The 12,443-nt window shown below is 60.7% G+C and carries 12 protein-coding genes; 5 read left to right on the top strand and 7 right to left on the bottom strand.

Translation table 11 applies throughout. The features are described from left to right. Positions 1–9: 9 nt before the first annotated feature. The 4 genes from ACMGG9_RS12810 to sppA all read right to left on the bottom strand — a co-directional run bounded on the left by ACMGG9_RS12810 (position 10) and on the right by sppA (position 5,142). On the bottom strand, positions 10–1,287 hold the full coding sequence (locus tag ACMGG9_RS12810; protein ID WP_342173699.1) for a glycoside hydrolase family 18 protein: 1,278 nt from the start codon (positions 1,285–1,287) through the stop codon (positions 10–12). Positions 1,288–1,520: 233 nt separating this feature from the next. Then, positions 1,521–2,153 carry a bifunctional nicotinamidase/pyrazinamidase gene (gene pncA, locus ACMGG9_RS12805; protein WP_089191889.1) on the bottom strand — a complete coding sequence of 211 codons (633 nt, stop codon included), beginning with the start codon at positions 2,151–2,153 and terminating at the stop codon, positions 1,521–1,523. A 22-nt stretch (positions 2,154–2,175) separates the two neighbouring features. Then, positions 2,176–3,192: an asparaginase gene (ansA, locus tag ACMGG9_RS12800; protein ID WP_033643312.1), complete on the bottom strand. Its 1,017-nt coding sequence runs from the start codon at positions 3,190–3,192 to the stop codon at positions 2,176–2,178. 93 nt (positions 3,193–3,285) lie between these two features. After that, positions 3,286–5,142 (bottom strand): signal peptide peptidase SppA, encoded by a 1,857-nt coding sequence (gene sppA / locus ACMGG9_RS12795; RefSeq protein ID WP_033643311.1) that lies wholly within the window; start codon positions 5,140–5,142, stop codon positions 3,286–3,288. Between the two features lie 160 nt (positions 5,143–5,302). Here sppA and ACMGG9_RS12790 point away from each other — a divergent pair, with 160 nt between their 5' ends. The 5 genes from ACMGG9_RS12790 (at position 5,303) to ACMGG9_RS12770 (ending at position 10,391) form a co-directional block, all read left to right on the top strand. Next, positions 5,303–5,854 (top strand): NAD(P)H nitroreductase, encoded by a 552-nt coding sequence (locus ACMGG9_RS12790; protein ID WP_004932204.1) that lies wholly within the window; start codon positions 5,303–5,305, stop codon positions 5,852–5,854. 157 nt (positions 5,855–6,011) lie between these two features. Then, entirely contained in the window at positions 6,012–7,055 is a 1,044-nt protein-coding gene (gene selD / locus ACMGG9_RS12785; protein WP_072627528.1) for a selenide, water dikinase SelD, read from the top strand. Positions 7,056–7,063: 8 nt separating this feature from the next. After that, complete coding sequence (gene mnmH / locus ACMGG9_RS12780; RefSeq protein ID WP_149542731.1) at positions 7,064–8,173, top strand: tRNA 2-selenouridine(34) synthase MnmH; 1,110 nt, start codon at positions 7,064–7,066, stop codon at positions 8,171–8,173. Next, positions 8,173–10,098: a DNA topoisomerase III gene (locus ACMGG9_RS12775; protein WP_021503851.1), complete on the top strand. Its 1,926-nt coding sequence runs from the start codon at positions 8,173–8,175 to the stop codon at positions 10,096–10,098. The genes mnmH and ACMGG9_RS12775 overlap by 1 nt, the downstream gene beginning before the upstream one ends. Beyond that, on the top strand, positions 10,095–10,391 hold the full coding sequence (locus ACMGG9_RS12770; RefSeq protein ID WP_089191888.1) for a YnjH family protein: 297 nt from the start codon (positions 10,095–10,097) through the stop codon (positions 10,389–10,391). The genes ACMGG9_RS12775 and ACMGG9_RS12770 overlap by 4 nt, the downstream gene beginning before the upstream one ends. Before the next feature lie 21 nt (positions 10,392–10,412). On the opposite strand, the gene ACMGG9_RS12765 is transcribed toward ACMGG9_RS12770, so the two are convergent. From ACMGG9_RS12765 to ACMGG9_RS12755, 3 genes are all read right to left on the bottom strand, one after another. Beyond that, the gene (locus ACMGG9_RS12765) at positions 10,413–10,814 is read right to left on the bottom strand and encodes a pyrimidine (deoxy)nucleoside triphosphate diphosphatase (protein WP_042784709.1); all 402 of its coding nucleotides are present in this window, start codon (positions 10,812–10,814) and stop codon (positions 10,413–10,415) included. 44 nt (positions 10,815–10,858) lie between these two features. Then, the gene (gene xthA, locus ACMGG9_RS12760) at positions 10,859–11,665 is read right to left on the bottom strand and encodes an exodeoxyribonuclease III (RefSeq protein ID WP_004932192.1); all 807 of its coding nucleotides are present in this window, start codon (positions 11,663–11,665) and stop codon (positions 10,859–10,861) included. 102 nt (positions 11,666–11,767) lie between these two features. Next, the gene (locus tag ACMGG9_RS12755; protein WP_004932190.1) at positions 11,768–12,340 is read right to left on the bottom strand and encodes a TIGR00730 family Rossman fold protein; all 573 of its coding nucleotides are present in this window, start codon (positions 12,338–12,340) and stop codon (positions 11,768–11,770) included. Positions 12,341–12,443 lie beyond the last annotated feature (103 nt).

Here is a 12,443-nt window from a genome sequence, read left to right as displayed (position 1 = left end):
CCCGTCGATTCAACGTTTCTCGCCCTTTATGCCCAGCGATTCCGCCAGCTGCTGCGCCAGCCGGTTATTGTCGTCTGCGCCGTATTCCCAGAACATCGCACCGCCCAATCCCTGGCTTTTGATGTAATCGGCCTTGATGGCCACCGAACGCGGGTTCTCGTACGAGATGGCGAACAGCGGCTTGCCCTCGGCGGATTGCAGCGTCAGGTATGGCACTTTGGCGTCGTCATCCCAGTGCTCGCGGAAACGCTGCTGCGGATCGTTGAGCAATTTGTTGACGATATCGCGGTATTTAAAATAAGTGTCTTTGCTGAGTTCCAATCCCAGCGTGCGGAACAGGGCGATTTCTCGCGCGCTGAAGTAAGGCTGCGTCACCGGATGCTTGGCGGCGTCCGGCTTGTCCCAGTCGATGCCCGCCTCGGTCGCCCGTTTCGGCACCCGGCCGTAGAAACCGATGCCCAGGTTCATCTGCGCCGGTTTCAGACCGGCGGCCAGATAATGCTTTACTACGTTATCGGCGCTGTAGCGATCGGCGGCGGCTACGGTTGGCCAACGCGTTGAATCGTACAGGTTGGCATTGAAGTACTGCGTGCCGTAAGCCATGTCGTAGGTCATCAGATTGATGTAATTGAGGTAGGGCGCAATATTTTTCACATCGACCCATTCACGTGGGCTTTTGACGTTGGCGCCAACGGCGATGGTCAACAGTTTGCCTTTACCCAGCGCCTGGTGAAGCTCTTTCAGCAGCAGGGTGAAGTTGTCGCGGTCTGCCGGTTGGCTTTCCACCAAACCCCAGGCGCCGTTTACCGGGTATTCCCAGTCCAGATCGATCCCATCCAGCCGGTACTGCTCGATCACCTGCAACGCGGAGCGAATGAAAATCGCCCGGTTTTCCGCGGTGGCGGCGGCGCCGGAGAAACCGCGTGCGCCCCAGCCTCCGACCGACAACAGCACTTTCAGCTCGGGGTTCTGTTTGCGCAGCACCGGCAGACGTTGCAGATCGGCCGTGACTTTCGGCGACAGGTAGATCTGGTGGCGGCGAGCGGGGTCTTTCAGCGCCGCATTGGTTTCGTCTTTCTCGTCGTTGTAGATCAGGCCAAACGAATAGTTGAGGTGGGTGATTTGCGTCACGTCCAGCTTGTCGATGTCACCACCGGGGCCGGCCGTGACGTCGCCGCCGCCGTTGAAGTAGCCGACGGAGAGATAGGCCGCCTGAGCCGCGCCGGTACCGGCGATAGCCAACTGCACCGCTGCCAGCAAAGGCAGCAGTTTTCGGGTTATTTTCATGTTTGTCTCCTTGGGATCGGCAAGGCCGACCGTACCGCCAGTAGCGGTCACAATAAAGCCGGGCTCAGCGGGCCCCGGATGCGTATAACCGATTGACGCCAAAAGCGTCGCTGCCATAACAGCAAAAGCGCCTGCCGGTCACAAGCGGCTGGAGGAGAAGAAGAACAGCATTGTGAGCGGCGTCGATATTTTCGCCGCCGCCCAGAGAGGGCGCCGATAGCGCCCGGGAGGATTTAATTGGCGAGAAATTGTGACAGGGTAACTAGCTGCGCGCCGGCGCGCGCCATTTCCTGCAGCGCCCGCTCACTGTCGTCCGGCTGCAGATTCACGCCGCGGCAGCCGTCGACGATCACCTGCGTAGGATAGCCGGCAGCCAGCGCATCCAGCACGCTGAACTTCACGCAATAGTCGGTCGCCAGGCCCATGATCGCCAGCCGCTGAATGCCCTGCGATTGCAGCCAGCCGTGCAGTTCGGTCTGCGCCCGGTGGCCGTTATCGAAGAACGCGCTATAGCTGTCGATGTCCGTATCCTGTCCTTTGCGAAAGACGGCATTGATGTGTTGCCGCTGCAGTTGAGGATGAAAATCGGCGCCGAGGCTCCCTTGCACGCAGTGCACCGGCCACCACACCTGCGGCAAACCTTCCAGTTCACCGAGGGTGCCGACTTGCGCATCGGAGTTCACCGCAAAGCTGCGGTGATTGGCGGGATGCCAGTCCTGGCTGGCCACCACCGGTTCGCCGCGCGCCAGGCAGGCGGCGATCGCCTGATTGGCGACCGGGATGACGGCGTCGCCCTCCGTGACCGCCAGCGCGCCGCCGGGGCAGAAATCATTTTGCAGATCGATCAACAACAGGGCCGTTTTCATCGCCGCTCCAAAGATCGGTAGGTTAACCGTTGATGCTCAGCTCGCCGCGCAGATCTTGCTGCATCAGGGCGCGGATTTGTTCCGGCGTCAGCGGCTGGCTCAACAGATAGTGCAGCTTGGTCAGAGCGGCTTCCACCGTCATGTCAAAACCGCTGATCACCCCGGCGTGCGCCAGCGCGTTGCCGGTGGCGTAGCCTTCCATATTGACGCGCCCGGAGATGCACTGCGTCAGGTTGACCACTACGATGCCGCGTTCGGAAGCCGCGCGCAACTCGTCGATCAGCTCGGCCTTCTGAGGCGCGTTACCGACGCCGTAGGAGCGTAAGATCAGCGCCTTGACCGGCTGCAGCAGGAAGTTGCGCACCACCGCGCCGGAAATGCCCGGATAGATGGTGACGACGCCGATCGGTTGTGGCGTGATGTCATGTACCTGCAACGCGCCGTTGCAAACCGGGCTGTCGATGCCGTGCTGGCGACGAATGTGGATGCCGGCTTCCAGCAGCGGCGGCAGATTCGGGGAGGCGAAGGCATCGAAGCCGTCGGCGTGCGCTTTGGTGGTGCGGTTGCCGCGGAACAGCTTGTTGTTGAAGAACAGGCTGACTTCGTTCACCGGATGGTTGGCCGCCAGGTACAGTGCATTCAGCAGATTGGTTTGGCCATCGGAGCGCAGCTCCGCCAGCGGAATCTGCGAGCCGGTGACGATCACCGGTTTGGCCAGGTTCTCCAGCATGAAGGAGAGCGCCGAGGCGGTGAACGCCATGGTATCGGTGCCGTGCAGGATCACGAAGCCGTCGTAGCGATCGTAGTTCTGTTTGATGTCGTCGGCGATGTGCTGCCAGTCTTCCGGCGTCATATCCGAGGAATCGATGAGCGGCGCGTATTCATGAATGGTGAAATCCGGCATCTCCGGCCGATGGAATTCCGGCATCAGCGCCAGCTGACGCTGCAGGTGGCCGGAAACCGGAATATAGCCGTGCTCGGAACGCTGCATGCCGATGGTGCCGCCGGTGTAGGCGACGTAAATGGATTTCTTTTGCATGGTTATGATTTTAACAAAGATAAGATGGGCTGAATTATAGGGACATGGCGGCAGAAAAAAAGCCCGGCGGAGGCCGGGCTGCAGAATTATTTGTTAGCGGACTTCTCCGCAGGTCAGACAGATCGCGTAGCGGTTCTGCGGATCGTTCAAGTTATTGAACAAACCCGGCTGCTCTTTCACCGCATTGGCGACCGAGGCCAGCGGGGCAGGCAGCATGGCCTGAATCGCCGCCGGCAGCATGGCGTGAATGGAAACGCCGAACTGGCTGAGCACCATATCGCTCAGGCTCGGAGTGTCGACGAACCAGTCGAGCTGCCACTGTTGCAGTTTCGCCAGCTCAGCGGCTTTCTTCACCGCATCGTCGAAATCGCCCAACTGATCGACCAGGCCGTTGGCCTTGGCGTCGCTGCCGAGCCACACGTGGCCCTGCGCGATTTGGTCAACCTGCTGCGGGGTCATCTTGCGTGATTTGGCGACCAGATCGAGGAAGTTCTTATACCCGTTTTCGATATTCAGCTGCATCATCTGCGAGAACTCCTGCGGCAACGCCTTGGTGACCGCGATATCGGCCAGCGGCGATGTCGCCACGCCGTCAGTGTGCACGCCCAGCGTATCCAGGGTTTTCTCGTAGGTATTGATGATGCCGAAAATGCCGATGGAGCCGGTCAGCGTGCTCGGGCTGGCGATGATGTAGTCGGCCGGCGTCGAGACCCAGTAACCGCCCGACGCGGCCATGCCGCCCATCGACACCACCACCGGTTTGCCGGCGGCGCGCACGGCGGCCAGCTCGGAGCGGATCACTTCGGACGCGCTGACGCTGCCGCCAGGGCTGTTGACGCGGAACACCACGGCTTTGACGGCCGGATCCAAACGGGCCTGACGCAGCTCGGCGGCGGTGGTGTCGCCCCCAACGTTGCCCGGCGTCTGCGGGCCATCCATGATGGCGCCGTTGGCGAACACCACGGCGATCTTGCCACCCTGGTTGGCGTCCGGCTTCGGCTGGTAGTCGTAGATGCTGATGGCGTTGAAATCGTTCGCCTGTTTGTCCCAGCCGAAGGTTTTGACCAGCTGATTTTCGATCGCGGTGCGCGACGCCAGCTCGTCCACCAGCTTATTGTCCAGCGCATAGCGGGCGGTGTCGCCGCCTGCCGCCTGCAGGCCGCTCAGCACGCCGGCGGCGCCGGGGAACAGCTGCTGCGGCGTCAGCTGCCGGTTGGCCGCCACGGTTTCCAGATAGTTCTGCCACAGGCCGCCAATCCAGCGGCTGTCCGCTTCGCGCGCCGCCGGGGACATGTCGTCGCGGATCAGCGGTTCGACCGCCGATTTATAGGTGCCGACGCGGAAGATATTGGTGGTGACCTTGAGCATGTCCAGCAACGACTTGTAATACAGGTTGTTGGTGGCGAAACCGTGCAGATCGACCGCGCCCTGCGGCGAGAGGTAGACCTTGTTGGCGTAGCTGGCCAGGTAGTATTGCGTTTGATTGTAACTGTCGCCGATGGCGAAGATCGGTTTGCCGCTGTCGCGAAACTCGCGCAGCGCTTTGCCGATATAGCGCAGCGACGGCTGATCGGCGCCGGCGAAGTCATTCAGCTGCAACACCATGCCGGTAATGTTTTTGTCGTCTTTGGCCTTGCGGATGCTGTCCACCACGTCGAACAGCGAGTTCTCCTGCAGGCGGCTGCTGGAGGCGCCCAACAGTTCACGCCCCCATTGCCGCACCCGGTTGTTTACCGAAGGCTGATCGACCACCACGCCGCTTAAATCGACCAACAGCGCGCCGCGCGCCGGGGCCGTCGAGGTGGAGGAACTTTGGAAGGACAGATAGATGCCGACCCCAACCAGGATCAGCAGGACCAGGAACAGGTTAAGGATCAGTTCCCTGATAAAATTCAGCAGACGCCATGTCCACCGGAAAATGCCGGCAATAATTTGCCACAATGTGCGCATGTGCTCTCCAACAAGAGTCGAGAATGTTCCGCTATCCTAATGAGCGGCCGGGTAAATGTCAGCTTTAAATCGTGGCACACAGACGCTATCGCCGAGGCTGTAACTCGCCGTTTAGCTATGTTAACGTGGCCGGAATGAAAATTGTTATCAGGAGTTTACGATGGATGCTCTGGATCTTTTATTGAATCGTCGCTCGGCTTCGCGCCTGGCGGAACCGGCGCCGGCGGGGGAAGTGCGCCAAAACATCATCAACGCGGGCCTGCGTGCGCCCGATCACGGCGCGCTGCAGCCGTGGCGTTTCGTGATGATCGAGAATCAGGGCCTGGAGCGTTTCAGTCAGCTGCTGCAGGCGGCGGCGAAGCAGGATCAGTTGGATGAAGCGGCGATCGAAAAAGCCACCAAGGCGCCGTTCCGCGCACCGCTGATCATCACCGTCATCGCGCATTGCACTGAAGAGACCAAGGTGCCGCGCTGGGAGCAAGTGGTTTCCGCCGGTTGCGCCGTGCAGGCGATGCAGATGGCGGCGCTGGCGCAGGGTTTTAACGGCATCTGGCGCACCGGCGCCTGGACCGAGCATGCGCTGGTGCGTGAAGCCTTCGGTTGCCGCGAGCAGGACGAGATCGTCGGTTTCCTCTATCTGGGCACGCCGCAGCTGAAGGCCGCCACTAAAGTGACGCCGCCGGACAGCACGCCTTTCGTCAGCTATTTCTAAGTATTATCCGACGGGGCGCGGCGAAAATGCGCCAAACCCCGCAAAATTGCATGGTTTCTGAGCAGGCCGTTCGCTTATCGGCGGCCCGCTCTTATCAATCCCCTCGGCAAGCGCTACCCTATGTTATCTTGAGTGCCGTTATCGAAGGGAGTGGACTATGACATCGCCAGCGATCCGTTTAACCCAGTACAGCCATGGCGCTGGCTGCGGCTGCAAAATCTCACCGAAAGTTCTCGAAACCATCCTGCACAGCGAGCGGGAGAAATTTGTCGATCCGCGTCTGTTGGTCGGCAATGAAACCCGCGACGACGCGGCGGTATATGACATCGGCAACGGCGTCGGCATTATCAGCACCACCGACTTCTTCATGCCGATCGTCGACGATCCGTTCGATTTCGGCCGCATCGCCGCCGCCAACGCCATCAGCGATGTGTACGCCATGGGCGGCAAACCGATCATGGCGATCGCCATTCTCGGCTGGCCGATCGCCAAACTGCCGCCGGAGGTGGCGCAGCAGGTGATCGACGGTGGGCGTTTCGCCTGCCAGCAGGCGGGGATCGCGCTGGCCGGCGGCCACTCCATCGATGCGCCTGAACCTATCTTCGGCCTGGCGGTCACCGGCGTGGTCAATACCGAGCGGGTGAAGAAGAACAGCGCCGCGCAGGCCGGGGCTAAACTCTATCTGACCAAGCCGCTGGGCATCGGCGTGCTGACGACCGCCGAGAAGCAAAGCAAGCTGCGCCCCGAACATCAGGGGCTGGCGACGGACGTGATGTGCCGCCTTAACAAGCCGGGCGCCGACTTTGCCGAGGTGGCGGGCGTCACGGCGATGACCGACATCACCGGTTTTGGCCTGCTGGGCCACCTGAGCGAGGTATGTCAGGGCTCCGGCCTGCAGGCGACGGTCTGGTTCGATCGGGTGCCGAAGCTGCCGGACGTCGAGGCGTATATTGCCGAGGGCTGCGTGCCGGGCGGTACCGGGCGCAACTTCGACAGCTATGGCCATCTGGTGGGCGAGATGAGCGATCTGCAGCGCCAGTTGCTGTGCGATCCTCAGACCTCCGGCGGTTTGCTGTTGGCGGTATTGCCGGAGGCGGAAGCGCAGGTGCTGGCGATTGCCGAACAGCATGGCATTACGCTCAACGCCATCGGCGAGCTGCATGTGGCATCGGCCGATAAGCCGCTGATCGAGGTCGTGTAGTGTCCAACATGCAAGGAAGGCCGGACAGCGACGATTACCAACGCATTTTCCTGCAGGACGTGCCGCTGATTGACGTGCGCGCGCCGATCGAGTTTCAGCAGGGCGCCTTCGCTCAGGCGCTGAACCTGCCGCTGATGATCGACAGCGAGCGGCAGGCGGTGGGCACCTGCTATAAACAGCACGGGCAGCAAGCGGCGATAGCGCTCGGCCACAGTCTGGTGAACGGCAAACTGCGCGAACAGCGCACCGCAGCCTGGCTGGCGGCCTGTGCGCAGCGGCCCGAAGGCTATCTCTATTGCTTCCGCGGCGGTCTGCGCTCGCAGCTGGTGCAGCAATGGTTGCATGAGGCCGGCGTCGAGTACCCGCGGATCATTGGCGGTTATAAGGCGCTGCGCAATTATTTGCTCGGCGTGCTGGCGCAAAGCGCAGCATTGCCGATGGCCCTGGTGGGCGGCAATACCGGCAGCGGCAAGACGTTGCTGGTCAACGAACTGGCCGACGGCGTCGATCTGGAAGGCGTGGCGCGCCATCGCGGTTCATCTTTTGGTCGAACGCTGGCGGGCCAGAGCTCGCAGATCGATTTTGAGAATCGTCTGGCTGTGTTATTGCTGAAAAAACAGCATGGTGGCAGCCGCCGTTGGGTGCTGGAAGACGAAGGGCGGATCATCGGCAGCAACAATTTGCCGCTGCCGTTGTTCAATGGGATGCAGCAGGCGCCGGTGGCGGTGATCGACGATCCGTTCGACATTCGCCTGGCGCGTTTGCAGGCGGAATATATCGACGGCATGCGCGAACAGTTCGAACAGGCCTATGGCATGGAAGAGGGCTGGCGACAGTACGACGACTATCTGCACCACGGCCTGTTCGCCATACGCCGCCGCCTGGGGCTGGAACGCTTCCAGCAGCTGACGCAACGACTGGAAGCGGCGCTGCGGACACAGCGGCTCAGCGGCCAGGGCGAGGCGCACCGCGAGTGGCTGGCGCCCCTGTTGCAGCAGTACTACGATCCGATGTATTGCTATCAGTTGGAAAAGAAAGCCCAGCGGATTGTCTTCCGTGGGAACTATGCAGAAGTAAGAGAATTCTTGATGACGTTCAGCCAGAAAAACGGTGAATAATGCGACTGTTCATAGCCGAGAAACCGAGTTTGGCGCGCGCCATTGCCGACGTATTGCCCAAGCCGCATCGCCGCGGCGACGGGTATATCGCCTGCGGCAACAACGATGTGGTGACCTGGTGCGTCGGCCACCTGTTGGAGCAGGCTCAGCCTGACGCTTATGACAGCCGCTATGCGCGCTGGTCGTTGGCGGATCTGCCGATCATTCCTGAAAAATGGCGGTTGCAGCCGCGGCCGTCGGTCAGTAAACAGCTCAACGCCATTAAAAAGTTGCTGCTTGAAGCCGATGAAGTGGTTCATGCCGGCGACCCGGATCGTGAAGGGCAGCTGCTGGTGGATGAGGTGCTGGACTACCTGGATCTGACGCCGGAAAAACGCCAGAACGTGCGCCGCTGTCTGATCAACGATCTCAACCCGCAGGCGGTGGAACGCGCGGTTGAACGCCTGCGCGACAACCGTGACTTCATCCCGCTGTGCGTGTCCGCCCTTGCGCGCTCACGCGCCGACTGGCTGTACGGCATCAATATGACCCGCGCTTATACGCTGCTGGGCCGCAACGCCGGTTATGACGGCGTGTTGTCGGTGGGCAGGGTGCAGACGCCGGTGCTGGGGTTGGTGGTGCGGCGCGATGAAGAGATCGAAAACTTCGTGCCGAAAGACTTCTTTGAGGTCAAGGCGCACATCGTTACGCCGAAAGAAGAGCGTTTCGTGGCGCTGTGGCAGCCCAGCGAGTCGTGCGAGCCTTATCAGGACGAAGAGGGGCGCTTGCTGCACCGGCCGTTGGCGGAGCACGTGGTCAAGCGCATCGAGGGCCAGCCGGCGCTGGTCACGTCCTATAACGATAAGCGGGAATCAGATACCGCGCCGCTGCCGTTTTCGCTCTCCACGCTGCAAATCGAAGCGGCCCGGCGTTATAACCTCAGCGCCCAACAGGTGCTGGACGTTTGCCAGCGGTTGTACGAAACCCATAAATTAATCACCTATCCGCGTTCCGACTGCCGCTACCTGCCGGAAGAGCATTTCGCCGGCCGTCACGCGGTGCTGAACGCCATCAGCGTGCACCAGCCTGAGCTGTATCCGCAGCCGGTGATCGACAGCGATCGCCGCAACCGTTGCTGGGACGATAAAAAAGTCGATGCGCACCACGCTATCATTCCCACCGCCCGTGCCGGCAAGATTAATCTGACGCAGGATGAACGGAACGTGTATGGGCTGGTGGCGCGCCAGTATCTGATGCAGTTTTGTCCGGATGCGGTATTCCGCAAATGCGTGATTGAGCTGGATATCGCCGGCGGCAAATTTATCGCCAAGGCGCGTTTCCTGGCGGAAGCCGGTTGGCGTACGCTGCTGGGGAGCAAGGAACGCGACGAAGAAAACGAAGGCGCACCGCTGCCGGTGGTGGCTAAAGATGATGAGCTGCTGTGTGAGCGCGGTGAGGTGGTGGAGCGTCAGACGCAGCCCCCGCGGCCGTTTACCGACGCCAGTCTGTTGTCGGCCATGACCGGTATCGCGCGCTTCGTACAAGATAAAGCGCTAAAGAAAATCCTGCGGGCGACCGATGGTTTAGGTACGGAAGCGACGCGAGCGGGGATCATCGAATTGCTGTTCAAACGGGCGTTTCTGTACAAGAAGGGACGCTATATTCACTCCAGCGAAACCGGGCGCGCGTTGATTCACTCGCTGCCGGATCTTGCTGCGCGTCCTGATATGACGGCCAACTGGGAGGCAACGCTGACGCAAATCAGCGAGAAATCCTGCCGTTATCAGGACTTTATGCAGCCGTTGGTCGGCACGCTGCAAGAGCTGATTTATCAGGCCAAGCAGAGCCGGGCGAGCATGGCGTTTCGTGGGTTGCCGCCGCCGCCTTCCAGCGGAGGCAAAAAACGCAGGAAAAGCGCCGGTAAGGCGCAGGAGAAGAGTGAATGAAGCACGGACTCAATGGGATGCTGGCTGCCGCTGCCCTGGCGTACTGCGGCCTGGCGGCCGCCAACCGAGGCGATGTGGACGTGGTGTTGCCGGTTTCGCCGGAGATTTGGGGGACGGCGAAAAACGGCGCCAATTCGCCACCGGCGCAACCCTGCAACCGCTGTTGCGTCTACCAGAATCAAAACTATTCCGAAGGCGCGGTGCTCAAAGTCGAAGGCGAAGTGCTGCAGTGCGTGCGTGAGCCTAACACCATCGGCACCAACCCCTTGATTTGGGTGCGATTGAAGAAGTGACCATGTAACCTATCGCCGCGCTTAGCGCGCATAGCCTTGCGCGGCGATGTAGTCCGCCAGCAGTGGAACGTCGGCCGGGGCCAGGGTATATTCTTGCGCCTGTTGCGGCGTGACCCAGACCAGCGCCGAGTGGCAGCGCTGTTGCAGTTCACCGGAGAACTCCGCGACTTGCCAGGCGTGCAGCCGGATGAGGCGTTCGCCTTGCTGCCACTGATTGCTGCCCACATAGTTGCCGATACGGGCGCAAATCCCCAATTCTTCATCCAGTTCGCGCGCCAGCGCCTGCGGTTGGCTTTCACCCGGCTCAACTTTGCCGCCGGGAAACTCCCACAGACCGGCCTGATCGCTGTCTGCGCCACGCTGGGCCAGCAAAATGCGGCCATTTTGTTCCAGAATGGCGGCTACCACGTCGATAATTTTCATTGGCTTCACAGAGTAAAACCCCAGCGGGCGCCGGGGTGATGGGGTTACAGCGTAAATTCCGCCCAGACCGGCGCATGGTCGGAAGGTTTCTCCATGCCGCGGGTTTGGTAATCGATGCCGGTGGCGATGCAGCGCGAAGCCAGCGGGGTGCTGGCCAGCAGCAGATCGATACGCAGGCCGCGGTTGTCGTCGAACCCTTTGGAGCGGTAGTCGAACCACGAAAACTCGTCGTTGCGCCCCGGGTTGGCGTGGCGGTAGGTATCGACCAGGCCCCAGTTCAGCAGGCGATCCATCCATTCGCGCTCTTCCGGCAGGAAGGAGCATTTACCGGTGCGCAGCCAGCGTTTGCGGTTGTCTTCGCCGATGCCGATATCGTAATCGCTGGGGCTGATATTCATGTCGCCCATGATCAGCACCGGGGATTCCGCCGATAGCTGCTGCTCCAGGTAGTTTTGCAGATCCTGATAAAAGCGTGTTTTAGCCGGGAATTTGATCGGGTGGTCGCGGCTTTCACCTTGCGGGAAGTAGCCGTTGATCACCGTCAGCGTGCCCTGCGGCGTAGCCAGATCGGCCATGATGATGCGACGCTGCGCGTCTTCTTCATCGGTCGGGAAGCCGCGGCGCACGGCCAGGGGCTCCGCTTTGGTCAGCAGCGCCACGCCGTAATGGCCTTTTTGCCCGTGATAGAACACGTGATAGCCGTGCTGGCTGACTTCTTCCAATGGGAACATGTCATCGTGAACTTTGGTTTCCTGCAGACCGATCACGTCGGGCTGGTGCTGTTCGATAATTGCCGCCAGCTGATGCGGACGCGCGCGCAGTCCATTGATATTAAAAGAGACAAACTTCATGAGCGGTGCCGTTTTCACGAGAAAAATGTGCTGTGATAGTAGCAGAGTTTGGCGGGAAATGTAACGCAGACAGCGGCGAGCCCGCTGACTGCGCAGCCGGCTTTATTTCGCCCAGCGGTCGTAATTTTTGGGTTGATAGTCGTCAAACTGTTGCAGCAGCGTTTGCGCCGATTCGCTGATGTGCAGCGTACCGAGATAGTCGTGGCGCATGAAGCCCTGATCGGCGACGTGTTCGAGGAACTGGCTCAGTGGGCGGTAGAAACCGTTGACGTTCAGCAGGCCGACCGGTTTGTTGTGATACCCGATTTGCCCCCAGGTCCAGATTTCAAACAGCTCTTCCAGCGTGCCGATGCCGCCGGGCAGGGCGATAAAACTGTCCGCCAGCGCCGCCATACGGGCTTTGCGCGTATGCATGTCTGGCACCACTTCCAATTCAGTCAGGCCGCGATGCGCCGTTTCCGCTTCAACCAGGCGCTCGGGGATAATGCCGACAGCTTCACCGCCCGCCGCCAACACCGCGTCCGCCACAATCCCCATCAGTCCTTTTTTGCCGCCGCCATAGATTAAACGGCGTCCCTGTGCGGCCAGCAATTGCCCCAATTGGCGAGCCTGCTCGGCATAAGCGGGATTGACGCCTTCGCTGGCGCCACAAAAAACGCAAATATTGTTTCGCATCCACCTGTTCCTTACTGCACTAAAGAAGCCAGTGGTATAGCGAATTGTCGGCCGGAGTTCAAGTTACGGGCGGAGGAGAGAAATAAAACGTCTGGATGAAAGC

The sequence above is a fragment of the Serratia sp. BNK-10 genome (assembly GCF_047456065.1).
Classification (GTDB): domain Bacteria; phylum Pseudomonadota; class Gammaproteobacteria; order Enterobacterales; family Enterobacteriaceae; genus Serratia; species Serratia ureilytica.
Note: the sequence above shows the minus strand (reverse complement) of the source record. Positions and strands in the feature narration are given on the sequence as shown.